This window comes from Methylobacterium goesingense (assembly GCF_022179225.1).
Lineage (GTDB): Bacteria > Pseudomonadota > Alphaproteobacteria > Rhizobiales > Beijerinckiaceae > Methylobacterium > Methylobacterium goesingense.
This window is the reverse complement of the sequence record NZ_BPQL01000161.1, coordinates 1-25,686: the sequence shown is the minus strand read 5'-3', so window position 1 is coordinate 25,686 and position 25,686 is coordinate 1. Positions and strand designations below refer to the sequence as shown.

The following is a 25,686-nucleotide window of genomic DNA, read 5'->3' as shown; positions in this document are numbered from 1 at the left end:
GATGGCGGTGAGGCTGCGCTCCGTAGTCCTGGTCGTCTGGTCCGTCATCGCGCGTTCCGCCACTGGCCAAGCCGTTGCTCAGGCTGTTGATCCTGCGGGGGCTAAAGGGCTCATGGGGCTGTTTCAAGTCCGGGATGCCGCACTCGGCCCCGGAGCGAACGGTCCGGAGCGCTTCTGCGTTGACCGTTACGGTTCGGAACGGCTTAACCCCCGGTTCAGGGCTCGACATGGTAAACGTTCCCAGACTTCGAATACCCAGACTAAGATTTCTACCCAGCCCAAGATTTCGCGCGCCCGCGCCGACCAGACGGACCCGATGACGCCGCCGAACCCGGATTTCCTCGACGACCCGTCCGCCGCCTGCCCCAGCCGCCGCACCGTGCTGCGTCGGGCCGGTCTTGCCGCCCTCGCCGGCGGGCTCTCCGCCCTGCCGGGCCGGGCCTTCGCCGACGAGGCCCCGGCGCTCCCCGCCGACGGCACGCCGTTCCAGCCCGGCCTCGTCACGGATCTGGCCCGGGCGCTCGCCAAGCGCCCCTACGCGGCGCCCCGCACCGACGACCTGCCCGACGCCCTCACCGGCCTCAACCGCGAGCAATACGCCGCCATCCGCAGCCGTCCCGGCAGCGCGGTCTGGGCGGATGCGGGCTTGGGCTTCACCCTCGAGCCCCTGCATCGCGGCTCGGTGTTCCGCTCCCGGGTGGTGCTGGCCCTGGTGGAGGACGGGGCGGTGCGTGCCCTTCCCTACGATCCGGCCCGGTTCGAGACGGAAGGGGTCGCCCTGCCGCCCTTCAAGGACGACCCCGGCTATTCGGGCTTTCGCGTCCGCGCCCGCTTCCGTGGGGGCGATCTCAGCGACTTCGCGATGTTCCAGGGGGCATCGTTCTTCCGCGCCCTGGCCACCGGGCAGGGCTTCGGCGTCACGGCCCGCGCCCTGACCCTGCGCCCGGCCGACGCCAAGGGCGAGGAATTCCCCGAGTTCCGCGCGATCTGGATCGAGCGGCCCGGCCCCGGCGGTCCCCTGGTCGTCCACGCGCTGGTGGATTCACCCTCCGCCGCCGCGGCCCTGCGCATGAGCCTGCGCCCCGGCGACGCCTCCCTCTGCGACGTCGAGGGCACGGTCTTCGCCCGCGCGGCCATCGACCACCTGGGCCTCGGCGGCATGACCACGAGCTACCTGTTCGGCCCCTACGACCGGCGCGGGGCGGATGACGCCCGCGCGGGCGCCTATTCCAGCGGTGGTCTCCAGATCCGCACCGGGGTCGACGAGGCGATCTGGCGCCCGGTGCGCAACCCCGAGACCCTGCAGATCTCCTCCTTCGTGGACGAAAACCCGAAGGGCTTCGGCCTGATGCAGCGGGCGCGCGATTATGGTGCCTTCCAGGACGACGTGCAGCACTGGGAGTGGCGCCCCTCCCTCTGGCTCGAGCCCCTGGGCGCCTGGGGACCGGGGGCGGTGACCCTGCTGGAAATCCCGAGCGATTCCGAGTTCAACGAGAACGTGCTGGCCTATTGGCGCCCGAAGGCGACGCTGGCGGCCGGGGCCGAAATGCCCTTCAGCTACCGCCAGCACTGGTGCTGGCAGCCCCCCGAGCCGCCGAAGGTGGCCCTGGTCTCGGGCACGCGCAGCGGGCGCGGCGGCGACAACCGCCGCCTGTTCCTGGTGGACTTCACCGGCGCGGGGATCGCGGCACCCGGCGACCTCCAGACCCAGCTCAGCGCCGCCTCCGGGGCGATCACGTCGAGCACCCTCTACCGCTACCCCGAGCGCGACACCCTGCGGGTGGCCTTCGAGCTCGATCCGAAGGGCGAGAAATCCTGCGAATTGCGGCTCAACCTGCAGCGCGCCGGCACGCCGCTCACCGAAACCTGGCTCTACCGTTGGACCCCGTGACCGCATCCACGCTCTCCCCCGACATCGCTGCCCCGGCCGACATCGTGGCCCCGCCCCAGCCGGTCTCCCTGCCCTTCGCCGCCGCGATGCCCCCGGAGGCGCCGCTGCCGATGCCGGTGCAGGACCTGGAGCGCTGGGACCCGGCCGCCGGCCACCGGCCGGCGTCGCGCCATGGAAAGCCCTGGCTCGCCCGCGCCTTCGTGTTCGGGGGGGCGGCGCTCCTCACCGCCTACGGCGCGCTGCAGATGTACGAGGTGGTGGCGGTCTCCGGCGGCACCACGGCGCTGCAGTACGTGCTGCTTGCCCTCTTCACCCTGAACTTCTCCTGGATCGCGCTCGCCTTCACGGGCGCGATCCTGGGCTTCCTCGTGCTCCTGCGGGGCTTGAAGACCCCGGCCCTGCCGGCGCGGCTCACCACCCGCACGGCGGTGGTGATGCCGGTCTACAACGAGGCCACGGCGCGGACCTTCGCGGGCGTCGAGGCCATGCGGGCCGAGATCGACGCCACGGGTCTCGGCGAGGCCTTCGACTACTTCGTGCTGTCGGATTCCACGCAAGGGGATGCCTGGATCGCCGAGGAGCGCGCCTTCCTGGCCTTGCGCGCCCGCTGGGGCACGGACGCCCGGCTCTACTACCGCCACCGGCCGAAGAACCACCACCGCAAGGCCGGCAACATCGGCGACTTCGTCTCCCGCTGGGGGGGCGCCTACGACCACATGCTGGTGCTCGACGCCGACAGCCTGATGACGGGGCCTTGCGTCGTGCATCTGGCCGCCGCCATGGAGGCCGATCCGGATGCCGGCATCATCCAGTCGCTGCCGCTCATCATCAACCGCAACACGCTCTTCGCCCGCGTCCAGCAATTCGCCGCCCGCATCTACGGGCCGGTCATCGCCACGGGGCTCTCGGTCTGGTCTGGCCGCGACGGCAATTACTGGGGCCACAACGCCATCATCCGCACCCGCGCCTTCGCGCAAGCCTGCGGGTTGCCCGACCTCAAGGGCAAGCCGCCCTTCGGTGGCCACGTGCTCTCCCACGACTTCGTGGAGGCGGCCCTGATCCGGCGCGCCGGCTGGAGCGTGACCATGCTGCCGGCGCTGCCCGGCTCCTATGAGGAGAGCCCGCCCTCGCTCATCGATGTCGCCGTGCGCGACCGGCGCTGGGCGCAAGGCAACCTCCAGCACAGCCGCATCATCGGCACGGCGGGCCTGGCCGCCGCCTCCCGTCAGCACTTCGCCACCGGCATCGCCGGCTACGTCGCCTCGCCCCTCTGGCTCGCCCAGCTCGTGGTCGGTATCGCCCTGGTGCTCCAGACCGCCTACGTCCGTCCGGAATACTTCACCTCCGAGTTCGGGCTCTACCCGGTCTGGCCGCGCTTCGACCCCGTGCGCGCGCTCCAGCTCTTCGGCCTGACCATGGGCATCCTGCTCGCCCCGAAGTTCCTGGGCCTCTTCCTCGCGCTCATCGACGGGCCCGTGCGCCGGGCCTGCGGGGGCGGTATCCGCCTCGTCCTGTCGAGCCTGATCGAGATCCTGCTCTCGGCGCTCATCGCCCCCATCGCGATGCTGATCCAGTCCGGATCGGTGTTCCAGATCCTGCTCGGGCGCGACACCGGCTGGAACCCGCAGCGCCGCGACGACGGCTCGATCCCCTGGGGCGACATCGTGCGCCGCCACCGCTGGCACATGGCGCTGGGGCTGGTCACCGGCGTGGCGGCCTTCGCCATCGCCACCTCGCTGTTCCTCTGGATGTCGCCCACCATCCTGGGCCTCGTGCTCGCGATTCCCATCTCCTGGGCGAGCGGCCAGCTCGGCCTCGGGCTTGGCCTGAAGCGCCTCGGCCTGCTGATGACCCCGGAGGAGCGTGCCCCCCCCGCCATCGCGGCGCAGGCCGGGGTGCTGGCCCGCCGCAACGCCGAGGCCGGCCTCGACGACGCGGACGCGCTCACCGCCCTCCACGCCGACCCGGACCTCGCCCGGGCCCACGCCGCGATGCTGCCCGAGGCCGCCCCGCGCCCGCGCGGGGCCATCGACCCCGACCAGGCGCTGGCCCAGGCCAAGGTGGTGGAGGCGGACGGCATCGCCGAGGCCCGGGCCTGGCTCACCCCTAAGGAGCGCATGGCCCTCCTCCACGACCGCGCCCTCCTCGACCGCCTCGGGCGGCTGGCACCTTGACCGGACGCGGCCGCCCCGGAAACGCTCTTTGGACGAAGGCGCGGCGCGAGGCCGCGATCCGCCGGACGAAAGAGTTTTCGATATGAGGCGTCTTGCATCCCGCGCGGCGACGGCCGCTGTTCTGGCCCTCGCTCTCGGAGCGTCGGCGCGCGCGGGGGCCGGGGACGGAGCGGACGCGACCCGGGTGATCGCCCAGGTCGATGCGGCGGACTGCGACGGCCTCTGGACCGAGCGCAACGCGATCTTCAAGGCGGCCGGCTATTGCTTCCGCTCGCCACGGGGCATTCGGACTTTCGGGAATGCCGGCTGTCGGTTCGACGACGAGGCGGATGTGCCGTTGTCGGCCCGCGAGCGGGAGCGGGTCGCCCGGATCCGCGCGACGGAGCGCCGCTTCGGCTGCACGCCGTAGCGATCGATCCTTCGGGGCATCGGCAAGCTTTACCAAAGCACGGACCGGCTTTGTCCGGCAGAAGGACAGTCTTGCGAGCGTACGCCGCGCTCCTGGCAAAAAGATCGGAACCCATCTGGACGCGACCTGTTGGTCCTTCAACGACGAAACGAAGGAGACAACGATGCGTAAGCTCACCCTCATCTCCGCCGTGACGCTCTCGCTCGGGGCTCTTGGTGTGACCGGTGCCCAGGCTCAGGGGTATGGCTACGGCGGTTACCGCGATGGTGGTTACGGCCGGGGCTACGACCGTGGCATCGACCGCGGGTATGACCGTGGCCGCGACTACGATCGCCGTGGCGGCCGCCGTGGGCTCTCGACCGGCGCGGCCGTGGGTCTCGGCATCGCGGGCGTGGCTGCGGGAGCCGCTGCCGCCGGTGCCTATGACCGTGGCGGTAACGGTTATTACGGCCGCGGCTACTGACCCCTGCCCACCCTGATTCGACAGTTTCGCGCCCTGCCCCGCGCTGCGGGGTAGGGCATTCGCCTGTATCCGCCCTTCTTTCCGACCGATGGAGACTCCATGAAGACCATCCTGATTCCGGCTCTCGGTGCCGCTCTCCTCAGCCTGTCCGCCGTCGCGGCCTCTGCCCAGGCCGTGCGTGAGCCGACCCAGCCCGGCGGCACCGTCGTCCAGCCGCAGCCGAACACCACGGGCAACGATCCGAGCGTGTCGGTGTCCCGTGGCGCGACCGGGGCCAGCACGGTGACCACCGATTCCGCGGCGGGCGGCAATGCCAGCAAGCCGGAGCAGGCTGTGCCGAACAGCAGCGCCGGCGGCAGCAGCCGCTGAGACTCTCTCTCTTTGATTCAATGATCCCTGTCGCCCGCCCGGCCCCAGCCGTGGCGGGCGGCTCTCGTCTGCGCGCGACGTGTCAGCAATCCTCGATCAGGGCCTCGACGGCCCGGATCCGATCCTCGAGGTCGCCGATCTGCTGAAGCAGACGTCGGGAGGGAGTTTTCTCCTTCGCCTCGGCGTCTCGGATTAGCCGTTCCTGCGCGACCCGCTGCGTCCTCGCCGCAACGGTCCAGTCCCATCGGCACCGCACGCTCGCGGGTCTTGGGTAACGCGTCTTGGGTAAGAGGGGAGCGCTTCGTCTAAGCTCCGCCCTTGCGGGGGTTGAAGTCTTTGGAAATCCCCGGACGGTTCAAACTGGCGGAAGGGGTGTCCGTTATACCAGGGTCCAGATAGGTCCCTACGTGTCCGCGGGTCCCATATAATTCAGTGACTTAGACCCCAAATCAGCTACCGAAGTCCGTCAACATCCGCTACGATCCACGTAACTTGTTGGGGTAAATGTTGGGGTTGTGGAATGGCACGCGCCGTGAAGAAGCTGAGCGCGAGAGCGGCCGCTACGCTCGCAGTTCCTGGCCGGCACTCCGACGGTGATGGCCTTTACCTCGTTGTGGATGCGAGTGGCGCTAGGCGCTGGCTCTTCCTCTTCCGCTGGCAGGGCAAGCTGAAGGAGATGGGGCTTGGCAGCTTGTCCGCCGTCTCCCTGTCCGAGGCCCGCGAGAAAGCCGCCGCAGCACGTCAGATCCGCAAGTCCGGCAAGAACCCAATTGAGCATCGTAGGAACGCCAGAGAGGAGCGGCTTACCGCTGTCACCTTCGGCACCTTTGCCGAGGAGGTGGTGAGGTCCCTGTCCCAGGGCTTTCGCAATGACAAGCACAAGGCGCAATGGTCCTCTACGCTGAAGACCTATGCAGGGCCCCTCTACGACAAGCTCATTGACGAAATCAGCACCGCCGACGTTCTGCACGTCCTCACGCCCATTTGGCAGACCAAGAGCGAGACAGCTTCACGCCTACGCGGACGCATTGAGCGTGTGCTGGATGCAGCCAAGGCGAAGGGCCTGCGAACAGGCGAGAACCCGGCGCTCTGGCGCGGTCACCTCGACAAGCTGCTGCCGGCGCGCCGAAAGCTGACGCGCGGTCACCATGCTGCCATGCCTTTCGAGGACGTGCCCGCGTTCATGGCGGACCTGCGATCCCGCAACGCCTTAGCTGGCCTCGCCTTGCAATTCTGCATCCTAAACGCCTCGCGCTCTGGTGAGGTCCTGGGGGCCCGCTGGAGTGAGATCGATCGAAAAACGAAGGTTTGGACGCTACCGGCGATGCGCATGAAGGCCGGCATTGAGCATCGTGTGCCACTCACCGATGCGGCGCTTACAATTCTCGATCAGGCCGAAGTGGTCAGGTGTAGTGAGTACGTGTTCCCCGGCCAGAAGCAGAGCCGGCCGCTATCCATTATGGCTATGGAGATGATGCTGCGACGCATGAAGGTGGAAGTGACGGTGCACGGGTTCCGCTCCTCATTCCGAGACTGGGCTGGCGAATGCACAGCTTTCCCGCGTGAAATCGCCGAGACGGCATTAGCGCATGTTGTCGGTGACGCTACTGAGCGAGCCTATAGGCGAGGCGATGCCTTAGAAAAGAGGCGCACTATGATGGAGGCGTGGAGCGCTTATGTAAGCATCTTTGAACCGGTAAGCATACCTCTTAACGCCACAGAGTTCAAATAACTAAAATAATACTAACATTGATAGTCAATCCGACAATATATTGCCTTATTTTCTAAAATATCTAATCTATATGTCAATTGTTTACATAAACGAGAGCTGCTTTGAAAATACGCCCCCCAAGAGCCAATAAAGGAACAGTGTTTACAATAAGGGCCGGCGTTCCGATCCCTAAGCCAGCTACTGGGAAAAATAGGCCCAAGCACCTATGCCCAGTTGATAGACTGCTAATCCAAAGGGCCCTCAATATTTTGGAAAAAGAGCCTTACGTCTGCAAATCTGCCGCAGTTGATCGCGCGATTAAGGATATAGGACCGCCAAAAGATGTTTGTTCTCACGTAAAAGAAAAATGTAAAGCAAGAGGAAATGGGATTATTAGTCCACGGCGCCATCACACCGAACGAGTGTGGCTTTGTGGAAATAGTTACGAAGCAATCATCGATCGAATAGTAGGGCATTTGGAAAAACATCTTTAGTTTTTAAAAAACAATTATATTTATCTAGCCGATGACAACCGAGTGGAGTGGACCCCATTTTGCTGGACAGGCGGCGATTGCGTTTAGGCACTGAGCCTGATGAACTCGCGTGGGGAGCGGAATTTTAATCCCGAGTGCGGGTGGACCTCGCAATAGTCCTCGATCCAGGCGGGGAGCAAGGCAAGGATCGTGTCGGCGTCGGGTAGGATCGTCACCCGAGCATAGTCGCGTTTGAGCGTTTTGACGAAGGCCTCCGACATGCCGTTCGACTCCGAACTACGGACGGGCGTGAAGAGCAGCCTCAGGCTGAGGGCACGGGCCGTGTCGGCTGTGTCTTTGGCGATGTAGGCACTGCCGTTGTCGGACAGCCATTCGACGGTATGGGTCACCTTGGTCGCGCCAAAGCGGCGCTCGACGGCCGTGACCATGAGGTCTCGAACCATCACGCCGGAGACGCCAGCATTGGCGACTGCCGACCAGGCGATGATCTCGCGGTCGCACGCGTCGAGTACGAAGAGGATGCGTACGACTTCTCGGTTGCGGGCGTGGATCTCCAGATGGTCCGAGCACCACCGAGTGTTCGAGCGCAGCGCGATGACGATGCCGTCGTGAGTTCGGCTGGGGCAGGATGCCGTATGGCGTTCGAGCGTCATGCCCTGGTGCTGCATGATCCGCAGCACCCGCTTGGCATTGACGGTGGGCATCCTAGCGCTCCTGGAGGGCAAGGGCGTGGCTCTGCGCATCGTGAACCTGGGCGTGGATATCGCTACGCCGACCGGCAAGCTGATGCTCAACGTCCTCGGCGGCGTGGCGAAGTTCGAGCGGGAGATGATGCTGGAGCGCCATCGGGAGGGCATTGCTAAGGCGAAGAGCGGAGGAGCCTACAAGGGCCGCAAGCCGACCGCCCGGGCCAAGGCGGATGAGGTGAAGGCACTGGCGGCAACGGGTTTGAGCATGAGTACCATCGCCACCCAGCTCGGGATCGGCAAGGGGTCTGTGCATCGGGCATTGAGCGCCAAGGAGGCGTGAGCGGGGCCGCCGGGTTTCCCAAGCGGCCCCTCAATTCTTTTGGCGACTATGTATCTTGCAAACCCGCAAGTGCGCACATACTACTTTGAGTGGATTTTGATAGAGATGCTATGCCGCCCTCTCCCACGACCCACACCATCACCTCGCTCGCAGAGTTTCTCGATGTAATCGGGTCCCTCCCAACTCAGCCTAGGGGGTTTTATACATTCCGTGGTGAACGCAATTCGGCTTGGAGCGTTGCGCCAGGCATTATGAGGCCGAACAGAAAAAAACTTCTTACCCATGAGAGGGACGCCGTTCGAGAACTGTTATCTGTTCATCCGAATGAATTCATAAACGACATTAGCATGTTTGATAAGCTAGTCCGGATGCAGCATTATGGTCTTCCGACGCGGCTACTAGATGTAAGCGCCAATCCATTGGTAGGTTTATTCTACGCAACTGGTACAGTTGATCGCAAATTGGAGGCCCCCACGGATGGGAAAGTTTTTTACATACGCGTACCTGATATTAGAAGAAAGTATTTTGATAGCGATGCAGTAAGCTGCATAGCAAATCTTGCTAATATGTCTGAAGCGGAAAAATCGGTTCTTAATTCGAATAGAACAGGGTCGGTAGCGCAATTTAAGCTCTTAGATGAAACGGATAGGTTAGTTCAGTTCATTCGCGCGGAAAAGCCCTCGTTCCGTTCTATGGTCAATCCAAGAGACTTGAACCGTATTTGGTACGTAGTTCCTAAACTCAACAATCGTAGAATTATAGCGCAGAATGGAGCTTTCTTGATCTTCGGCTTCTCAGCGACGCCAGCGCGACCGATTCTAAATCCTATACAATTCAAATCAATAATAGTTCCAGCGGGAAGAAAGTCAGCAATAAGAAAGGAACTCGCGATGCTTGGAATTACCAAGGGATCTCTATTTCCGGAAATTGATTATGCCGCTGATCATATCGTCGAACGATACAAATAAAGGCGCGAAAACTAAATAAGTTAGATTTTTGGTCCCGGCATTTGGTGGAGCGGGCTTGACCTGAAGCGACTGGGCTCGGCGGACCATGCCTTGCAGATAGCCTCGTAGGGCGTGAGACCTCGCAGGGTCTTGAGGCGACGGCCAAAGTTGTAGGCGCTGACGAAGTCGGCCAGATGGGCACGAAGCTGCTCATGGCTGTCGTAGTGGTAGCGCTTGACCGTCGCGTCCTTGATCGTGCGGTTCATTCGCTCGACCTGCCCATTCGTCCAGGGGTGCCGCGGCTTGGTCAGGCGATGGTCGATATCGTTGCGGGCACAGGCGGACTCGAAGCTGTGAGCTCGGAAGGTCTCTCCAGCTGCAATCGCTTCCTTGATGATGGAGGCGGCCGAGGCAACGTTGCCGGGTGTCGTGAAGTGGGTGCCATTGTCGGTGAGCACCGTGTGCACCTTGTAGGGCACCGCCTCGATAAGGTGCCGGAGGAAGTCGCCGGCAACCCGCCGCGCGGCCTTCTCATGAAGCTCAACGAAGGCGAACTTGGTCGTGCGGTCGATGGCGTCAAGCAGGTAGAGCCGCCCTTCCGCCGTGTGGACCTCAGCCAGATCGATGTGGAAGTAGCCCAGCGGATAAGCCTTGAAGCGCGAGCGCTTGGGCTTGTCGCCGTCGACCTCCGGCAATCGGCTGATGTCGTGTCGCTGGAGGCAGCGATGAAGCGAGGAGCGGGTCAGGTGTGGGATCGTGGCCTGGAGCGCGTAGAGGCAGTCGTCGAGGGGCAGGAGTGTGTGACGCCGAAAGGCGACCACCACCGCCTCGTCCTCGGGTGACAGCACCGTCGAGCGAGGATCCTTCGGCCCCGTGCGCTGGTCGGCGACCAAGGTCCGCTTCTTCCACTTGGCAACCGTCTTTGGATTGATCCCGTAGCGCTTCGAGAGGGCCCTCAGGCTCGCTTGACTATGCTGGATCGCTCGACGGACCGCCTCAGTCGTCGTGGCGCTTACGTGGAGAACCTGTCCCATAGCACGTCCATCCATGCAACGGCGATCGTACCACCACACCGCGGGACCAAAAATCTAATGGGCGACATCGCCCGCCCGCCCAGGTCCGGGCGGCCGCCGACCGTATCGAGGACGCCGCGGCCCCCGTCACCGCGCCTGTCGCGACTGCCGGAATTCCGGCAGCGTCGGACAACGGCGGGGCCTACTCCATCACGACGTTGGCCGACATGACCGGCTACCACAGGGACACGATCTCAGACTGGACCCGGCGGAAGGAGAACCCCTCCCGGTCGTCAGGGGGTATAGAAATGGTCAACATCGTAGACCACCAGTGACCAGCAAAGCGCTGGACCCATGGTCGTACGCAGTTGGAGGGGGTAGCGGTCATTTTGCAGAAGCGCCATAATTACCTTTTTTATAACCGACAAGCCCAATGTAATTGGGCAAGATTAGTCAATTTGATTGATTCGGACCATATGGAAACTTCAAAGGTATTCGAATTTATCATTTACTTGATCAAATTATCCGCACCGGCAATCGTTTCATACACTTGCCTTTGTTCGCAGGCGGGCATGCAATCTAACCTCTCCAGAATCCGATTAACTGCAGATAATTCGGCGGGTCTCAACTCAAATCCCAAGGATTGAAGTGTTAGTGAGGGGTCGTCAGCAAATACCCGTCTAAAATCTATATTTGAAACGCATTTTCCGACAACCTGCCTAACAGCGCTAGAGTACATAGGCGATTCTCGGTGCGTGTTCATAATCTCACTCCAAATGAGTGCATTTTGTTGATAATGCGCTGGCCAGCAACTGCCATAATTTCCCTTTCCAATAGTTTCACCCTCTGCATCTTATCGCAGAAATCTTGCGTATCGTATCTATAAAACGGAGCGCCAATTAGAGGCTCAGATTGAATCACCGCAAATACCTCTTCAAAATTATCTCCTCTTGACGATCCAGACATGCCATCTGGCACCAGCAACAACGGAACATTTTTATCGAGCAACAATGTAGAGCCATAACAATTGTAAATATCTGTGCCGGCGGATGGTGACAAAAGGTGAAGCTGAGGAGTAATAGGCCAAGTCGTTTCGTAAGCGAGCAGGTCTTCGCAAACTTCGATTGTCTTCATAAATGCATCAAATGTTTCGAACGGAAAGCCCCACATGAATGACGCCGTGACTGGAAAGAACTCGGCAGCTTTTTTAACAACTTCGATGGCTTCTTTTATCACGATCCCCTTACTGATCCTGCCGAGGAGATCATCGCTACCAGAGTCCAAACCAAAAAAGACCCGATTACAGCCCGCCTCTGAGAGGAACGACATCTGACGTTCGCTTAGGGTATCGGCGCGGGAAAAAATCGAGAAGCTAATTCTAATGCCTCTTTCTCGAAGACCATCGCAAAAACCGGAAAGATGACGCTGGTCTATTGTGAATGTGTCATCCAATATTGCTACATCATTAGATCCGATCGCGCGCATACCATCGGCCAAACTGTTTAAAGCCGTTTCAATACGCGCTCGCGTCACCCGCCGTCCCATAAATGACGTGATCTCACAAAACGAGCAGGAGAAGGGGCACCCTCTCATGGTGGAGAGCGGAACAACCTCATAGGCTCGTTTTCCGCACCAACTCCACGCAGGTGGTGCGATTTCGTTTAGATCCTCTCGAAGCGTTTGCCCGTGACCAATGACCCGCCCTTCTAAGTCCCTCGAAAAGATGCCAGCCGTATGACATACGTTGGGGGCACTTGCTAAGATCTCGCGTATTGCTTTTTCACCTTCTCCTACAACAATGGCATGCAGCGATGGCAGTCGCTTCATCAAAGCCTCCGCGACACCCACAACTCCTGGACCGCCTAAAACAATCTTTGCCTTCAGATCGCTACCTAATCTATCGAGAGCGGCAATCAACACCGGAAGAGCATCGTTGAAAACACTAATACCAAGATACTCTGTCCTCGTCTTCTTCAAGATTTTTACTAAACTCTCAACAGAGAAAAGAGAAATTGAGGCATCCTTCTGAGTATCGATGAGTTCCCAATTGTGACCGGAACGCTCAAGTGCACCCGCCAAACTCAGGGCGCCTAACGGCGGCATGCGGCCACGGTCTCTTCCAAATCGCAAAGAAATCAGCGTGATATCGGCCATGTTAATCATGCTCACTTTTGATATGTAAGTAGCCGTTGAGCGCCTCAGTATAAAAACAATCTTTCAACTCGATGCCATCGCGTTCGCGACGTTGTTTGAGCTTTCTGAACGTTTCCCTATCAAAAAGACATCCGATAAACTTAACGTTGTGAAATCTTACCCCTCTAGAAAGAATAGCTTGCGTTAAATCAACTGAATATAGGTCCATATTATCGATTTCCCTGCGAAGAAAGACTCCTCGTAAATTGCTATGAATGTATACACGTTTCTGGCCTGGCAGCATGTCAAACACCTCCCAGTAACAAAGCAAAGAAATGACATTGCTGAGTGCCATAGTCTCCCGCGAATCACCCAGCATAAGGACTTCGTGCACTCTCCAAAGAGTTCTCACAAGGTAAGTTTCGGCATATCCAAACTTCGAGAGATATAGCCACTCCCAAGTTTGTTCATCCTGTATAAGCTTGATGCACTCTTTTATTCTTAATGCATCATCATGCCCGGTCTGAGTAACACTGCCCAACTCCTGGAGCTTGATTGCCCACTCCCGAACCTGCTTGGCAGTCTCATATAGCACGTTATTGAAGTCGATGATGCTGCGGTCGGCCAGGTGACCAACTAACATAGCGGGAGATACCGGCGCGCTGCGGTATGCATCCAAAAAGATGCCGAGTTTCCTATGGCTTCCTTCCTCGAATATGCAAATACCTTTGCCTTTAAATTCATTCCTCCAACGGGCGATTTCATTTTCTTGGATGCTCATCGTTATCGAACATCCTCGAACCTCCGGAATGAGTTTCGTGGGGGCAAGTTCAGGAACAGGATCCCCGTCGCATAGGTCATCAATTAAGACTACTATGCTAAATTTCCGCCTTTTTATGAGATCCGCGAGAAACTTTAGGAATTTTTTTAAATATTCATCCGTATTTTCTCTCAGTCTGATTGCGATTCGCCGAACCGCTGGAATTAGATGGTCAATTATTATAGGTTCATTGTCCGTTTTGTTTTCTAAATACTGCTGCATCGATGTACGGATTAGATCTTCCTGTTCTATATCCATCAGATTGTTTTGAGAAATGAGCAAATATATATCCAGTATCTTGATTTTTGAGTACCTTTGAATGTATTTGTAAAAGAAAGTACTTTTGCCCATACCAGCAGCCCCTCTAACCATCAGGAGATTAGAAAGACGAAGCAGCTCGTTCTGGGCTAGCAAGGCGATCAAATCATGGTTGTTGCCGCTGTCGTAGTATTGCTCTGGTGCGCCAGCTTTCTCAAATCTCCAGCGATCAATTGTAGGGGTGCCTTCTCGAAGAATGTTCCGAAGGTACTCCGATGCTCGTATGAAATCGATAATCCATGGTCGGTCACCTTCGACTACTGGATTTTGGTCAAGCCTGCGCTGATCGAGCGAATCTGTAAAAGCGACCGCGGAAACGCCGAGCCACTGAATAACTTTGAACGCCAAATCCTCTGAAACTGACCCTCCGCTGATCAGGCGGCTGATTGATGAAGGGTTGATGTTCAATTTTTTCGCAAGGGTACTACGTATAAACCCTTTGCCAATCATCGCCTGGCAAATTAAGGCACCAAATTCCTTCTTATGATCCTTATTTGACCATATCATACTTAGTGATATTCTCTCTCCGGCTTCCTCTGCCATATATTTTTATTCCTTTATGCGATTTGTTATTCGACATTTTTTTAAGCGGTTGGTTATATATAATTTTCACTTAAGATTCATTATCGCTACATGATCGCATGTTGAGTTATTCCCAGACCTAAGCTTTTTGATGCTTGCCTAAGGCGCGCTTAAAAATCCGCCTAAGCTATATTGAGCTCAAAACGACTCTTGACCTTGTTTTGAATTAAAGCCGAGCTCCAGCATGGTTCTGCACAGCGGTGCATGAAACTGCACGGGGTTGCAAGGCTGTGCACGGTCCAACGTGACATCGTTTGGGATTCGGGCTCAGATCCGTTCACCGACGTCGGGCTTAAAATAAATAACACTTCGCAAAAACAGGATACTGGACATGACCAAGCGGAAAACTGACAAAGCGCTCATTCGTGCTCGTCGGCAAACTGGCATGAGTATCAAAGTTGGACCGTTCTTTTTGCAGAGCAGGGGGCCGATAGCTGTTCTGGCAGCTGCTTTCATTATCATGGCCTACTTATCCGTGGCCTACACGCCGATGTCCTTGCCGGAGGGGATGACGGGCGTCGCGGCATCCGTGGCTTAAGATGCTACTTCGACTGCTCTCGCGGTCAAGCAATTCGCGCGCTAGTGCGATTACGACTATAAACAGGTTTGAACTCCATTTTGTCGCTGCGGCTTCTCAGAAGCGTCCGCCCCGGTCGAGCTGAACTTCGACCGGGGTTAGATATGCTTTGCCGTCTCCAAGACTTGTAAGTTTTACACGTTGTAATTCTGACGCTGCAAGGCGCCAGTCACGTTCTGAATGCCAATGAGAAAATTTTTTGGAAGCGCACGCCGGCCAGTTCGAATGGCTGCCAGATTCGCAGGGTCATAGCCAATCCGACGCGCAACTTGCGTCAAGCCGTCTCTGTCGATCTCACTGATCAGCTGTGCGAGTGCGCAGGAACGTTCCTCGTCCTTCTCTTGCAATCTCGTCAAAAGCGCCGCAAGCCTTGGACCGACCTTGTCGTGTATGCGGCGGCCCGAGCCTACATGCTGCTCGGCCAGCAGCCGCCGCAACGTTTCACGCGAGTTCGCGAGCGCCTCCGCCAATGTCCGCTCACCCGTTTGGGATCGCGCGCTCAGCAGCTCATCGATCAGGTCTGCCCGGCCATCCAACGCGCTACCGTAGTGACAGCTGCTTGCAGATCGCGGCCGGTGAAGAACTGCTCTTCCCAGCGGTTGGCTTCCTTCCCGATGTACGTGCTGCCGAGAACCACAACGTGTCGGCGCAACGTAGTGCCGGCGTCGAGTGAACGGCCGTTCCAAAACTTCGATTCGGCATGCAGATGGTATTGCGCGAGCACGGTAGCGTAGGTCGCCAGCTCGCTGGCCTGTACCGTTTCACCTGAGTTTTGATCAAATGCAGCGGATGCAGAACAAGCAGGATCACGATCGAATGGGTCGCGTCCCTTAGCGTGGTGTAGCTCGCTGAGGGGCACCACGATCACCGGCTTGGGCCGGATCGGTCAGGCCGCCAGGGTGGGCAGGCTGACGAGGGGATCATCGCCGATTGGGGCGATGCTTTCCAGGGTCATGTAGCGGGATCGCTGGACGGCCCACTCGTCGTTCTGTTCGAGCAGGATCGCGCCGACGAGGCGGGTGATGGCGGCTTCGTTGGGGAAGATGCCAACGACCTCGGTCCGGCGTTTGATCTCGCCGTTGAGGCGCTCCAGCGGATTGGTCGAGTGCAGCTTGACCCGGTGTGCTGCCGGGAAGCTCATGTAGGCCAACACATCGGGTTCGGCCGTGTCCATCAAGGTCGCGAGCTTGGGCACCTTGGGGCGGAGTTGATCGGCAACCTTGCGCCACTGCACCTTGGCCGCCTCGGCGTCGTCCTGGGCGAAGGCGGTGGCGATGAAGGCCGACACGACACGCCGCCCGCTGCGGCCGGCATGGGCGAGCACGTTGCGCATGAAGTGGACGCGGCAGCGTTGCCAGGTCGCGTTCATCACCTTGGCCACCGAGGCCTTGATGCCCTCGTGGGCGTCCGAGATCACGAGCTTGACGCCGCGCAGGCCGCGCCGGGCAAGCTTGCGCAGAAAGTCCGTCCAGAACGTCTCGGCCTCGGACGGGCCCACGTCCATGCCGAGGACTTCGCGCCGACCGTCACTGTTGACGCCGACCGCTATGATGACGGCGACCGAAACGATGCGGCCCTCGCTCCTAACCTTCACGTAGGTCGCGTCGATCCAAAGATACGGCCACTCGCCCTCGATGGGACGGTCGAGGAACGCGCCGACCCGTTCGTCGATCTCCTGGCACAGGCGCGAGACCTGGCTCTTCGACACGCCGGTGCCGCCCATCGCCTGCACGAGGTCGTCCACGAAGCGGGTCGAGATACCCTGGATGTAGGCTTCCTGGATCACTGCCGTGAGCGCCTTCTCGGCCATGCGGCGCGGCTCCAGGAAGCCGGGGAAGTACGAGCCCTTGCGCAGCTTCGGGATGCGCAGTTCGACCGTGCCGGCCCGCGTCTGCCAGTCTCGGTCACGGTACCCATTGCGCTGGACCAGTCGCTCGGCGCTCTTCGCGCCGTGGGCCGCGCCGGTCAGGCCGCCCACCTCCAGCTCCATCAGTCGCTCGGCTGCAAAACCGATCATCTCGCGCAGCAGATCGGCGTCGGCACTCTTCTCCATCAGCCCGCGCAGGGCCATGATCTCGTCGGTCATCGGAGGTCTCTCGGGTTCGAGGTTGGTCGTCGCAACCCGACCCTACCCGGCAACCGCCGATGACCACCCCTCAGCTACACCACCGCCTGGGACACGACCGAGCTTCGCGCCGACAGGCGGCCAAGCGCTTCGGGGTCGGCCCATCCAGCGCGATCCGCTGGCATGAACGCTTCCAGGCGGAGGGTGCGATCGCACCCCGGCCCTCGTGCGAGCAGCGAACCGCACCGGCCATCGAAGCGCACGCTGAGCGGATCCTTCAGGTCGATCGGGAGCAGCCGCAGGCCTTCCTGCCCGAGGTGTGTGTTATCCTGGCCGAGCAGGGTGTCCGCACGAGCGTCAGCGGGCTGTGGCGGTTCTTCGCCCGGCATTGGATCACCCGTAAAAGGGGCTGTCTACGCGGCCGAGCAGGAGCGTCCGGACGTGAGAGCCGCACCAGAGGCGTGGTTCGAGGGTCAACTCGACCTCGACCCCGATGCCGTTGTCTTCATCGACGAGACGGCGACCGCCACAAACATGGCCCGCACCTACGGTCGGGCTCCACGCGGCGAGCGCTGCCGGCTCCGCGTGCCCCAAGGCCATTACAAGACCACCACCGTCACCGCCGCCCTGCGCACCAGCGGTTTGGTCACCACCACCTTGTTCGACGGGGCGACCAACGGCACGCGCTTCCGCGCCTACGTCACCGACACCCTGGTCCCGGTGCTGAAGCCGGGTGACACCGTCATTCTCGACAACCTGCAATCCCACAAAGTCGTCAGCGTGCGCGAAGCCATCGAGGCGGCCGGCGCGCGGCTCCTCTACCTCCCGGCCTACTCGCCCGACTTAAACCCGATCGAGCAGGCCTTCTCAAAGCTCAAGGCGCTGCTGCGCACCGCCGCTGCCCGAACTGTCCCAGACCTTTGGGCAGCCATCGCCCGGGCCTTCGCAGCCTTCACTCCAGCGGAATGCCGCAACTACATCGCCGCCACCGGATACGAGGCTTATGACCCAACCTAAACGACAAGAGCTCTAGTGCTTTCAAAGTTCACTGAAGAGCTGGAACTGTCTGATTCAAGGCAATCATAGAAAGACACTTCAATCTGAGCCTTATACACCGCTCGTCCACGCAAGGGCGTCGGCGTATGTTCGCATCCTCAGCCAAACAAAGGAGCGGACAATGACGTTAACCGAAGCAATCTACCTTAGTCCAACCAAGCACGCTTACAGTATAAAAGATTTCGTAGAATCCTTCTCTATCGGAAGGTCACGGCTGTATGAAGAAATTAAAGATCGTAGAATCTCGATTATTAAAGTTGGGTCGCGCACCATTATCTCCCATGAAGAAGCGATGCGTTGGCTAAGAAACCTGCAGGATAACTCCGTCAATTCTATTGGGAGGCGGTAACATGAACTCCAGTTTCATATCCGTCTCGTCACCAAATCCAGCTCACCGCGAAGACAAGCTTTTCTTTGATGCGCATCCTGAGCGCGCTTTTCGGGCACGCCCCTACATGAGTGGCGATGCGCCGTTCCTCGAATCCGTTTCTCTCTTCGCTGCCCAGAATGATCTGCTCTCAGGCGAAATTTCTCTCGTGATCATCAAGCGCATCCAGGGAGGACGCGCCCGACGCCTGTTTGCTGTCTCGCAGTGGCCGCCACTCGATACTGACGAAGAAATTCGAAATTTTCTGCAGTTTTTGAACGTCAACCCGGATACTTTCGTGGGAAGGCAGCGTGATGAACAATAATCTCTCAGTTGCCACTGCTTTTGCGCAGAATGGCGTGAAAACCTTTCCATGCCGGGAAGACAATTTTCGGGAAGGTAGCGTAAAAAGTCCTTACACGCGAAACGGTTTTCACGCCGCGAGTTGCTCTGAAAGTCAAATATATCAATGGTCAACCGCATACCCTAACGCAATTTACGGCCTGCCTTGCGCTCTGAATAATTTATTTGTTTTAGATGCGGACAGACATGGCAAGACGGATGGCGTTCAATCGCTCATGACGCTGTTCAAGTATTTTGCTTTTGATTGGCGCAGTGTACCTGTTGTAAAGACGCCGCGCGACGGTTTGCACGTCCTTTTTGCTCGTCCGACCAATCTTGGACGCACAAAAGGAATTTTATCTCTCGGGATCGACGTTCGAGACAACGCCTATATTATCGCGCCCTGTACCATTTTGCCCGACGGCCGACAATACGAACTCATCGGAGGTACAGTGTGTCAGCTTGCCAGTGCGATCGCGAATGGCAAGCTGTTGACGATGCCTGCCTGGCTGATAGCCGCAAGTGCACAAACTACTCCGTCAGAAAGAGCAACGCAGGCCGCCCTAGGCCGAGGAGCTACAGAACGCCAGATCCAAGGACTTATTGCAGTAGTGAGTAAGGCCGCCGTAGGCGGTCGAAATGCAGCACTGCACTGGGCGTCATGTCGGGCGGGAGAACTTGTTAGTCGGCAGGCTGCCTGCGCTCACACATTATCGACAATGCTGAATCAGGCGGGGATTTCTGCAGGTCTAAGCGATCGCGAAGCCAGAAATACGGTTTCGAGTGGCATGCGTGCGGGCATGGCGGGCGTGCGCCATGGCAGGTGATACGCAATTCTCGTTAGGCGGCAATTCGCACATCACGAGCCATTCGTCGCTCGACACAGTGCACCTACCTTTTGAGGGTTCTGAGGGTGCCCGTACTACCAGCATTCCTGCGAGCATGTCCGCTGAGTGTGCGTCCTCGATTCCTGGCCCAAATTGGGGCGAACCCGTGCCGCTACCTACGGGGCTTGCGGCAGTGGCGCAGCTGGATCCAGGATGCCTGCCTCGCACGATTGCGCCGTGGATCATGGATATTTCTGACCGAATGCAATGCCCGCCCGACTTCCCAGCGGCAGCTGCGATTGTTGCAATGGGTTCGGTTCTCGGCCGACAAATTGGTATCCGGCCGAAGTGCCTAGATAACTGGACTGAAGTTGCAAACCTTTGGGGATTGATCGTTGGCCGTCCGGGCACGATGAAATCTCCGGCAATGAACGAGGCATTAGGTCCACTCAGACGCTTAGAAGCGAAGGCACGCGACGAGCATCTGGAAGCGCTTACATCTTACGAACGCGAAGCTAACATCCACAAACTGCGCAAAAACGCAGCCGAAGAGTACGCAAAGAAGAAATTTAAGATAAGTCCAAATGCCACATTAGACGTTGAGATCCCTGCCGAACCAGATACTCCTAAGGCTAAGCGTTTCATAGTTAGCGATGCAACATACGAAGCTTTAGGCGCCATACTAGTGAACAACCCTAATGGTATATTAGCCTTTCGAGACGAACTCGTAGCATTGTTAAAAACCTTAGATAAGGAGGAATATGCGGCTGCGCGTGGTTTTTTTCTCTCCGCGTGGGATGGCAAACAAGGCTATACTTTCGACCGCATCGGTCGCGGCCACCAGCACATTGAGTCGGTCTGTGTCTCGATGTTGGGTTCGACCCAGCCTGGTAAGCTGGCGACGTACATCGGTCGTGCATTGAAGGGAGGCGACGGAGACGATGGAATGATCCAGCGCTTTGGCGTCCTGACATGGCCGGATCAAGGACAAGAATGGAGAAATGTCGACCGTCTACCAGATAGCTCAGCGAAAGAACTTGTTCACAAGGTTTTCGATTGGCTTTCGCGACCGAACTGGGCTCATGTGCAACCTTCGATAAATCCAGACGACAACAGTCGTTATCTTAGTTTCGACCCTCAGGCGAGCGAGCTATTTATCGCTTGGCTAGGCGATCTGGAGTCTGAGCTACGCTCCGGCATTCTCCATGTATCATTGGAAAGTCATTTCGCTAAATATCGCAAATTGGTTCCGGCTTTAGCTTTGATCAATCACATGGCAGATGGGCAGAGCGGGTTCATTACGACTGCATCATTGGAACGGGCAATCGGTTATGCGACCTATCTCAAGACACATGCGAAGCGTGCATACAGCGCAGGTTTGAGAAGTGAAGCGACCGCTGCAGCAGCGATCCTATCCCGAATCCGAAAAGGCGAATTGGCAGACGGCTTTACTCTTAGGGAAATCCATCAACGTGATTGGTCAAATCTAACGGATAGAGACCAGATTAAATCTGGTCTGGATATGCTATTAGACTATGAATGGCTAAGGTATACTGAAATAAGCACTGGCGGTCGGCCAAAAGGCATTTATAGCATCAATCCAACGGGGCTGAGATGAACGATATGAGTGATGTGGCCGCAAATGAACGCCCCCCCGAGAGGCTCCTTCATAACCCTCAAAAGGTTGAATCTGAACTCCTATGCGCAGATGCGCCTACTGATAATACTGCGCCAAAACAGCGAGGACGCCCCTTTTTGCCCGGACAATCGGGAAATCCATCTGGAAGGCCGAAGGGCAAGCGCAATAGATTAACGGCCTTATTTTTAGAGGTAGTTGAAAAAGATTTTCTAGATAACGGCGCTGCCGCTCTTAAAAAACTTAGAGAAAATGACGCCGCCTCGTACATAAGGCTTGTTGCATCAATAGTTCCACGAGAGTTAATTTTAGAAGAAGAGCAGAAGATTGACTTTTCGCTATTGAGTGCAGGTGAAATCCACGATCTGTTAATAACAGCACGCAAGGACCGTTCTTACCAGAAGTTTTTTGATGAACTTATTTAATAATAAAAATAGAAGATATACTTTATTTGTTTGGGCGAAGTTCTGGCTGGGAGTGGGTTTGATGCATTTCCCAGCACAGCGACCGACTCAGCCTTACGGCAATTATGTTGGTGCGAATCGACCTGTAGTAGTCTTAGGTTATACGCGCTGAGGCCCGCGCCGTTGAATCGTTCTGTCTCACAATAAGCCCCCCCCCCCGGTTCCGGCAGTGGCGGGTCTCTCCTGCAGAAGCTCGGGCAGCGCCTTATAAGGGAGCCCTGTCACCGTTGATGCGACTTCCGGCCGGCGTTACCCAGCTAAGCTGTGCCCTATACCTTCACCCGCCCGGAGCAATGCGAGTTGGGTTTCTTGTTGAACGTTGAACCGCCCTTTTCAGCGATCCTCGATCAAGGCTTCCACACCCAGGATGGTTTTCGAGGTCCGCAATTTTTTCGCAAGGCAAGCACGCACGGGTGTTGGCCGCTCGCTGCCGCTTCCAGCACCAACAGATGCTGCTCAGCCTTCAAGCGTCCGATAAGCGCTTCTAGATGTGACAAGCCAGGGGAGACCCGGGTAATGTCTCAGCTTGAATTTGTCGCTATCGGCTGAATGAGCCGATCCCATGCCTCAAGATAGGCGGGCAGAGCGTAGGCCCTCGGCTGAAGCCAGTAAGTGACGCCGGCGGCACTCTCGCCGCGATGCGCTCCTTCCTTCACTTCCTCCAGGGTCATCACGTAGCATATCGGCGCGGCGGCATTGGCGAAGGTCGTAATAATCCACCAGTGCGTTCGCAGCTTCGTCAGGTCTGCTCCAAGGGGGACGGGTGCCTTTTTAGACAACGCCTTGGATTGTACCGGGATCGCAATCCCATCCTCTCCCTTAGCTGCGTATAGATCAGCCCCGCGCGCGTTACGAACAGTTGGCATGACGTGCCAGCCGCGCCGCGATAGTTCGCGAGCGACGTGATAAAGACCTGCATTGCCTGTAAGCTGATGCTTCATAACTCGTCTTCTAGCTCGTCCGCAACCCTACGGCGCGTACTACTATGGCGATCAATAATCTTATCAATCGCATTGCCGGTAAAATATTTTCCTTCGTCGCCTAGTTTGAACCCCCGCTTATTCAAAAGCGGAAGCTGGCCAAATATTTGCTCAAATCTCAAAATGATGGTTCGCTCTAGCATATTCGGCAAAGAAGCTTTCTCATCTGCTTCTGGGTTGCACCATATAACGTAAGCTCTTAGTTTAAGAAAGTCGTGATCCAGTGCTTGCGCAATTTTATCAGCAGCGCTTTCACTAATTCGCTTCACGCCTCGCTCTGTGCGGCCAATATATACGATTCTAGATTTGCCATGATTATAACCTTGGAGCTTGTTAGCAACCAGTAAATAAACAACTTCTTGATTGAGGTCCGCATCAACGTCCACCGTCAATACGGGATCTGATGTCTCACATATACGGTAACGCCTGGATGGGGGCATTCAATCAATCCCTCTTCTTGTCCGGACACCGTTTGCCTATTGCAGGCGCCGCGGCCTCTACCAACATCGCAGCGTCTTCCATGCTCCAAAGCTGATCCGATACGCCAGCGGCCATCGCCGGGCTCATCCGATGCTTCTTGTGCATCTTTACGAAATTGTACCAGACCATATAGAGCGCGACCATGTGAGCATGGTTCTCAAACTTTTTCGTGAAGGCGTTCGAGAGGCGGGTGAATCGCTTCATCTGCAGGCGCATGACGATGACAACGCGGCGCTCGGCGCTCAGGTTGGCCTTGAGGCGACGGTCGTTGCGACCCTCCTTGCGGTTCTCAGGGCGCACGACGCCGCCGAAGTACGCGCTGTCAATCTCGACCTAACCCTCAAGGCCATACCCGGCCGTCTCAGCCGAAAGGGCCTCGCGCAGCTTGTGAGCAAGGACGAAGGCCGTCTTGTAGGACACGTCCAGATCGCGGTCGAGTTGAAGAGCCGAGAGCCCCTTAACGGCGTTCACGAAGATAGCGACAGCGGCGCACAGGTCCGTGAAGGCGCGCTTCCGGCTGGCGAAGATCGTGCACGACGTGACGCTGAACTGCTTGCCGCAGCCGGCGTACTAAAAGCGACGGCGCGTCGTGATGTTGTAGTGGTCCAGGCAGCCGCAAGCAGGGCACACAGGCTCGCCATCCGTCAAAGGCCAGCGAAGACGCTTGAAGAGCTGGTAGGCCTTGTCCTCGACACCCTTGTAAATCGCCTTGTGCGAGAGGGTCCGAGTGGCTGAGGAGAGGAGGACGTGGGAAACCATTGCCATCGTCTTGGGTGCTTATGCATCTCATATGATGACATAGCCCCTCTATAGCCAAGCGAAATCGCATCGCGTATGATGGCATCCACCATCAGATAGGATGCGAGCGGCATGACCGAAGGCGTTGAGGAGCACTGGGATACGCGCGTGAAAGCGATCCTGAAGGCTGAGTTGAAGCGGAAGGGCGTGACCTACGCGCAGCTTGTCGAGAAGCTGGCCGCAATCGGCGTAAAAGAGACCGAGCCGAACATTCGCAACAAGTTGGCACGCGGTAAGTTCACGGCGGTTTTCTTTATCCAATGCCTTGAAGCTGTCGGAACTAAAGCAGTCCATATATCGTAACTCGCGTGGTCAAATATGATGCAGACCAAGTTCAAGCGAGTGAACTGGCTTACCATTCTGATTGCATTCAATTTCGGATTTCTGATCCTGAATGGTGTGGTCGCTTGGAAAATCTTCGCTCACGAACCACCACGGCAAACACTTTTAGATACGTTTCTAAATCGGCAATCTGAGCCTCAATCTATTGATTATAAAGACTTTATATCTATAATGCTTACTGGCCTGAGTGCCATGATTACCGTGCTTGGCATTGGGTTGGCAACGATTGCAATTTGGGGATACGCGCGACTAAGTGAAGACGCTAAAGAAGCTGCCGCCGATAAGGCAATGTCGGTGGCGCAAGATGTTGCAACAGCAGTCGCAACGCGAACCGTAGAAGCGGCGATATCGAAACATCAGACGACGGAAGAAAGTCAGAGGTTGTTTGAGGCGCTATCAAGGGGGAATGGGAATGGTGACCAAGACAATTGACCCGATGGCAATCGTTGCAAGGCACCAGACCTCTGCGCCCGTGAACCTCGAAATGATCGCGCGCGATCTTAGCATTCGCGTGTACAAAGAGCATTTGGGCTCAAGTATCGCTGGCAAGATTGTTCGGCAACGACTTCCAGGCGGGAGCTACAGCTTCGCTATATCGGTCAATATGGCCGACCATCCTAATCGGCAACGGTTCACGTTAGCCCATGAGATCGCGCACTACATTTTACACCGCGATCTAATTGAAAGCGAACTTACGGACAATACGCTTTATCGGAGTGAGCTTAGCGGGACCTATGAGGCACAGGCTAACCGGCTAGCGGCAGATATATTGATGCCGATCCCCCTCTTACGCTCTCTTCGCAAGCAGTACCCAACGACAAGCGCCTTAGCCAAGCAATTTAAGGTGTCTGAAGAGGCGATGCGAATCCGCTTGGAGACGGTATCGCTGAACCAATACTCTCTGTTTTGAATCAGCTTGAATGTCTCTCGGTGCAAAAAGGTTCCGTACAAAATTGCGATGTCCACAGGCTAGTGGCGACTGGTTAACGCGCGGGACCTTGCGCGTAATGATTCGTTAACGCTTCTGATGTTAAGCATCACTTGCGCCGAGATCAGTGCAAGGTGCATAAAAGAAGCGCCCGAACCGCAGCGAACGATTCGGGCGCTAAGCCTGGGGCGATGCCCAGGACCGTAGTGGTAAGTGGGATCTTAGAACGCAAAGCGTCGGGATCAAGGGGAATATCGGTTTCCGCATCGCTCCGTCTGATTTGACGGAGAAAAGTTGTGCAATACTCACTTCAGGTATTTCAAACCGAGGATCGGAACGAGTTCAGAGCAGTGGATGTGAATGGGGAGACGTGGTTCGTCCTCGTTGACGCTTGCCGCGCCTTGGAAATCAAGAACCCTTCAGATGCCGCGAACCGACTGGATGCCGATGAAAGAATGACCCTCGGTCAGA

General features: G+C 57.8%; 25 protein-coding genes and 3 pseudogenes. 18 read left to right on the top strand and 10 right to left on the bottom strand.

Features of this window, described 5'->3' with window-relative positions; all coding sequences use genetic code 11:
- Nucleotides 1-316 precede the first annotated feature (316 nt).
- The 6 genes from MFF30_RS22535 to MFF30_RS22510 all read left to right on the top strand — a co-directional run bounded on the left by MFF30_RS22535 (nucleotide 317) and on the right by MFF30_RS22510 (nucleotide 7,038).
- Nucleotides 317-1,891 carry an OpgD/OpgG family glucan biosynthesis protein gene (locus MFF30_RS22535; protein ID WP_238282285.1) on the top strand — a complete coding sequence of 525 codons (1,575 nt, stop codon included), beginning with the start codon at nucleotides 317-319 and terminating at the stop codon, nucleotides 1,889-1,891.
- A gap of 86 nt (nucleotides 1,892-1,977) precedes the next feature.
- Nucleotides 1,978-4,065, top strand: a complete 2,088-nt coding sequence (gene mdoH / locus MFF30_RS22530) for a glucans biosynthesis glucosyltransferase MdoH (RefSeq protein WP_238282288.1) — start codon at nucleotides 1,978-1,980, stop codon at nucleotides 4,063-4,065.
- A gap of 82 nt (nucleotides 4,066-4,147) precedes the next feature.
- Nucleotides 4,148-4,474, top strand: a complete 327-nt coding sequence (locus MFF30_RS22525) for a YARHG domain-containing protein (RefSeq protein WP_238282284.1) — start codon at nucleotides 4,148-4,150, stop codon at nucleotides 4,472-4,474.
- A 163-nt stretch (nucleotides 4,475-4,637) separates the two neighbouring features.
- A complete protein-coding gene (locus MFF30_RS22520; RefSeq protein ID WP_238282283.1) occupies nucleotides 4,638-4,937 on the top strand; it encodes a hypothetical protein in 300 nt (99 codons plus the stop codon).
- A 99-nt stretch (nucleotides 4,938-5,036) separates the two neighbouring features.
- Nucleotides 5,037-5,306 carry a hypothetical protein gene (locus MFF30_RS22515; protein ID WP_238282282.1) on the top strand — a complete coding sequence of 90 codons (270 nt, stop codon included), beginning with the start codon at nucleotides 5,037-5,039 and terminating at the stop codon, nucleotides 5,304-5,306.
- A 520-nt stretch (nucleotides 5,307-5,826) separates the two neighbouring features.
- On the top strand, nucleotides 5,827-7,038 hold the full coding sequence (locus MFF30_RS22510; protein ID WP_238282281.1) for a tyrosine-type recombinase/integrase: 1,212 nt from the start codon (nucleotides 5,827-5,829) through the stop codon (nucleotides 7,036-7,038).
- A gap of 556 nt (nucleotides 7,039-7,594) precedes the next feature.
- On the opposite strand, the pseudogene MFF30_RS22505 reads toward MFF30_RS22510, so the two are convergent.
- Nucleotides 7,595-8,281 (bottom strand): annotated as a pseudogene (locus MFF30_RS22505) (DDE-type integrase/transposase/recombinase); the annotation flags it as partial.
- Here MFF30_RS22505 and MFF30_RS22500 point away from each other — a divergent pair.
- Nucleotides 8,214-8,540, top strand: a pseudogene (locus tag MFF30_RS22500) (recombinase family protein); the annotation flags it as partial. The pseudogenes MFF30_RS22505 and MFF30_RS22500 overlap by 68 nt on opposite strands.
- Before the next feature lie 110 nt (nucleotides 8,541-8,650).
- Nucleotides 8,651-9,508: an FRG domain-containing protein gene (locus MFF30_RS22495; protein WP_283205929.1), complete on the top strand. Its 858-nt coding sequence runs from the start codon at nucleotides 8,651-8,653 to the stop codon at nucleotides 9,506-9,508.
- Between the two features lie 20 nt (nucleotides 9,509-9,528).
- Here MFF30_RS22495 and MFF30_RS22490 read toward each other — a convergent pair whose 3' ends face one another.
- The 3 genes from MFF30_RS22490 to MFF30_RS22480 form a co-directional block, all read right to left on the bottom strand.
- Nucleotides 9,529-10,521, bottom strand: a complete 993-nt coding sequence (locus MFF30_RS22490; protein ID WP_238282280.1) for an IS481 family transposase — start codon at nucleotides 10,519-10,521, stop codon at nucleotides 9,529-9,531.
- Between the two features lie 738 nt (nucleotides 10,522-11,259).
- Nucleotides 11,260-12,654: a B12-binding domain-containing radical SAM protein gene (locus MFF30_RS22485; RefSeq protein WP_238282279.1), complete on the bottom strand. Its 1,395-nt coding sequence runs from the start codon at nucleotides 12,652-12,654 to the stop codon at nucleotides 11,260-11,262.
- Nucleotide 12,655: 1 nt separating this feature from the next.
- On the bottom strand, nucleotides 12,656-14,314 hold the full coding sequence (locus MFF30_RS22480) for a helix-turn-helix domain-containing protein (RefSeq protein WP_238282277.1): 1,659 nt from the start codon (nucleotides 14,312-14,314) through the stop codon (nucleotides 12,656-12,658).
- A 370-nt stretch (nucleotides 14,315-14,684) separates the two neighbouring features.
- Here MFF30_RS22480 and MFF30_RS22475 point away from each other — a divergent pair, with 370 nt between their 5' ends.
- Nucleotides 14,685-14,891, top strand: a complete 207-nt coding sequence (locus tag MFF30_RS22475; protein WP_238282275.1) for a hypothetical protein — start codon at nucleotides 14,685-14,687, stop codon at nucleotides 14,889-14,891.
- Nucleotides 14,892-15,064: 173 nt separating this feature from the next.
- Here MFF30_RS22475 and MFF30_RS22470 read toward each other — a convergent pair whose 3' ends face one another.
- From MFF30_RS22470 to MFF30_RS22460, 3 genes are read right to left on the bottom strand one after another with little or no spacing between them, the layout of a single operon-like run.
- The gene (locus MFF30_RS22470) at nucleotides 15,065-15,400 is read right to left on the bottom strand and encodes a hypothetical protein (RefSeq protein ID WP_238282274.1); all 336 of its coding nucleotides are present in this window, start codon (nucleotides 15,398-15,400) and stop codon (nucleotides 15,065-15,067) included.
- A gap of 44 nt (nucleotides 15,401-15,444) precedes the next feature.
- A complete protein-coding gene (locus MFF30_RS22465; RefSeq protein ID WP_238282273.1) occupies nucleotides 15,445-15,789 on the bottom strand; it encodes a hypothetical protein in 345 nt (114 codons plus the stop codon).
- A gap of 27 nt (nucleotides 15,790-15,816) precedes the next feature.
- Complete coding sequence (locus MFF30_RS22460) at nucleotides 15,817-17,016, bottom strand: IS256 family transposase (RefSeq protein ID WP_238282272.1); 1,200 nt, start codon at nucleotides 17,014-17,016, stop codon at nucleotides 15,817-15,819.
- A 59-nt stretch (nucleotides 17,017-17,075) separates the two neighbouring features.
- On the opposite strand from MFF30_RS22460, the gene MFF30_RS22455 reads away from it, so the two are divergent.
- From MFF30_RS22455 to MFF30_RS22435, 5 genes are all read left to right on the top strand, one after another.
- Nucleotides 17,076-18,012, top strand: a protein-coding gene (locus tag MFF30_RS22455; protein ID WP_373320985.1) for an IS630 family transposase whose coding sequence is annotated in 2 segments (ribosomal slippage) — nucleotides 17,076-17,404 and nucleotides 17,403-18,012 — 939 coding nt in all. Because the reading frame shifts where the segments join, the coding sequence is not laid out codon by codon here.
- Nucleotides 18,013-18,401: 389 nt separating this feature from the next.
- A complete protein-coding gene (locus MFF30_RS22450) occupies nucleotides 18,402-18,743 on the top strand; it encodes a hypothetical protein (RefSeq protein ID WP_238282270.1) in 342 nt (113 codons plus the stop codon).
- Nucleotides 18,733-19,587 (top strand): bifunctional DNA primase/polymerase, encoded by an 855-nt coding sequence (locus MFF30_RS22445; RefSeq protein ID WP_238282269.1) that lies wholly within the window; start codon nucleotides 18,733-18,735, stop codon nucleotides 19,585-19,587. The genes MFF30_RS22450 and MFF30_RS22445 overlap by 11 nt, the downstream gene beginning before the upstream one ends.
- 244 nt (nucleotides 19,588-19,831) lie before the next feature.
- Complete coding sequence (locus MFF30_RS22440; RefSeq protein ID WP_238282268.1) at nucleotides 19,832-21,205, top strand: YfjI family protein; 1,374 nt, start codon at nucleotides 19,832-19,834, stop codon at nucleotides 21,203-21,205.
- A complete protein-coding gene (locus MFF30_RS22435; protein ID WP_238282267.1) occupies nucleotides 21,202-21,648 on the top strand; it encodes a DUF5681 domain-containing protein in 447 nt (148 codons plus the stop codon). The genes MFF30_RS22440 and MFF30_RS22435 overlap by 4 nt, the downstream gene beginning before the upstream one ends.
- A gap of 560 nt (nucleotides 21,649-22,208) precedes the next feature.
- On the opposite strand, the gene MFF30_RS22430 is transcribed toward MFF30_RS22435, so the two are convergent.
- From MFF30_RS22430 to MFF30_RS22420, 3 genes and pseudogenes are all read right to left on the bottom strand, one after another.
- Nucleotides 22,209-22,628: a hypothetical protein gene (locus MFF30_RS22430; protein ID WP_238282265.1), complete on the bottom strand. Its 420-nt coding sequence runs from the start codon at nucleotides 22,626-22,628 to the stop codon at nucleotides 22,209-22,211.
- The gene (locus MFF30_RS22425; RefSeq protein WP_238282263.1) at nucleotides 22,625-23,053 is read right to left on the bottom strand and encodes a hypothetical protein; all 429 of its coding nucleotides are present in this window, start codon (nucleotides 23,051-23,053) and stop codon (nucleotides 22,625-22,627) included. Before MFF30_RS22425 ends, MFF30_RS22430 begins: the two co-directional genes overlap by 4 nt.
- A gap of 58 nt (nucleotides 23,054-23,111) precedes the next feature.
- Nucleotides 23,112-23,906 (bottom strand): annotated as a pseudogene (locus MFF30_RS22420) (IS1595 family transposase).
- A gap of 111 nt (nucleotides 23,907-24,017) precedes the next feature.
- Between MFF30_RS22420 and MFF30_RS22415 the strand changes: the two are divergent.
- The 4 genes from MFF30_RS22415 to MFF30_RS26280 all read left to right on the top strand — a co-directional run.
- Entirely contained in the window at nucleotides 24,018-24,248 is a 231-nt protein-coding gene (locus MFF30_RS22415; RefSeq protein WP_238282260.1) for a DUF6471 domain-containing protein, read from the top strand.
- 15 nt (nucleotides 24,249-24,263) lie between these two features.
- Complete coding sequence (locus tag MFF30_RS22410; RefSeq protein WP_238282258.1) at nucleotides 24,264-24,719, top strand: hypothetical protein; 456 nt, start codon at nucleotides 24,264-24,266, stop codon at nucleotides 24,717-24,719.
- Nucleotides 24,700-25,197 (top strand): ImmA/IrrE family metallo-endopeptidase, encoded by a 498-nt coding sequence (locus tag MFF30_RS22405; protein WP_238282257.1) that lies wholly within the window; start codon nucleotides 24,700-24,702, stop codon nucleotides 25,195-25,197. Before MFF30_RS22410 ends, MFF30_RS22405 begins: the two co-directional genes overlap by 20 nt.
- Nucleotides 25,198-25,511: 314 nt before the next feature.
- Nucleotides 25,512-25,686, top strand: a 175-nt coding sequence (locus MFF30_RS26280; RefSeq protein WP_373320987.1) for a BRO-N domain-containing protein, incomplete at its 3' end; no start/stop codon positions are given.

What these genes read in the sequence shown, in the direction of transcription:
- MFF30_RS22535 (WP_238282285.1), top strand. Translation starts at nt 317, where the DNA reads ATGACGCCGCCGAACCCGGATTTCCTCGACGACCCGTCCGCCGCCTGC.
- mdoH (WP_238282288.1), top strand. Translation starts at nt 1,978, where the DNA reads ATGCCCCCGGAGGCGCCGCTGCCGATGCCGGTGCAGGACCTGGAGCGC.
- MFF30_RS22525 (WP_238282284.1), top strand. Translation starts at nt 4,148, where the DNA reads ATGAGGCGTCTTGCATCCCGCGCGGCGACGGCCGCTGTTCTGGCCCTC.
- MFF30_RS22520 (WP_238282283.1), top strand. Translation starts at nt 4,638, where the DNA reads ATGCGTAAGCTCACCCTCATCTCCGCCGTGACGCTCTCGCTCGGGGCT.
- MFF30_RS22515 (WP_238282282.1), top strand. Translation starts at nt 5,037, where the DNA reads ATGAAGACCATCCTGATTCCGGCTCTCGGTGCCGCTCTCCTCAGCCTG.
- MFF30_RS22510 (WP_238282281.1), top strand. Translation starts at nt 5,827, where the DNA reads ATGGCACGCGCCGTGAAGAAGCTGAGCGCGAGAGCGGCCGCTACGCTC.
- MFF30_RS22495 (WP_283205929.1), top strand. Translation starts at nt 8,651, where the DNA reads ATGCCGCCCTCTCCCACGACCCACACCATCACCTCGCTCGCAGAGTTT.
- MFF30_RS22490 (WP_238282280.1), bottom strand. Translation starts at nt 10,521, where the DNA reads ATGGGACAGGTTCTCCACGTAAGCGCCACGACGACTGAGGCGGTCCGT.
- MFF30_RS22485 (WP_238282279.1), bottom strand. Translation starts at nt 12,654, where the DNA reads ATGGCCGATATCACGCTGATTTCTTTGCGATTTGGAAGAGACCGTGGC.
- MFF30_RS22480 (WP_238282277.1), bottom strand. Translation starts at nt 14,314, where the DNA reads ATGGCAGAGGAAGCCGGAGAGAGAATATCACTAAGTATGATATGGTCA.
- MFF30_RS22475 (WP_238282275.1), top strand. Translation starts at nt 14,685, where the DNA reads ATGACCAAGCGGAAAACTGACAAAGCGCTCATTCGTGCTCGTCGGCAA.
- MFF30_RS22460 (WP_238282272.1), bottom strand. Translation starts at nt 17,016, where the DNA reads ATGACCGACGAGATCATGGCCCTGCGCGGGCTGATGGAGAAGAGTGCC.
- MFF30_RS22450 (WP_238282270.1), top strand. Translation starts at nt 18,402, where the DNA reads ATGAACTCCAGTTTCATATCCGTCTCGTCACCAAATCCAGCTCACCGC.
- MFF30_RS22445 (WP_238282269.1), top strand. Translation starts at nt 18,733, where the DNA reads ATGAACAATAATCTCTCAGTTGCCACTGCTTTTGCGCAGAATGGCGTG.
- MFF30_RS22440 (WP_238282268.1), top strand. Translation starts at nt 19,832, where the DNA reads ATGGATATTTCTGACCGAATGCAATGCCCGCCCGACTTCCCAGCGGCA.
- MFF30_RS22435 (WP_238282267.1), top strand. Translation starts at nt 21,202, where the DNA reads ATGAACGATATGAGTGATGTGGCCGCAAATGAACGCCCCCCCGAGAGG.
- MFF30_RS22430 (WP_238282265.1), bottom strand. Translation starts at nt 22,628, where the DNA reads ATGAAGCATCAGCTTACAGGCAATGCAGGTCTTTATCACGTCGCTCGC.
- MFF30_RS22415 (WP_238282260.1), top strand. Translation starts at nt 24,018, where the DNA reads ATGACCGAAGGCGTTGAGGAGCACTGGGATACGCGCGTGAAAGCGATC.
- MFF30_RS22410 (WP_238282258.1), top strand. Translation starts at nt 24,264, where the DNA reads ATGATGCAGACCAAGTTCAAGCGAGTGAACTGGCTTACCATTCTGATT.
- MFF30_RS22405 (WP_238282257.1), top strand. Translation starts at nt 24,700, where the DNA reads ATGGTGACCAAGACAATTGACCCGATGGCAATCGTTGCAAGGCACCAG.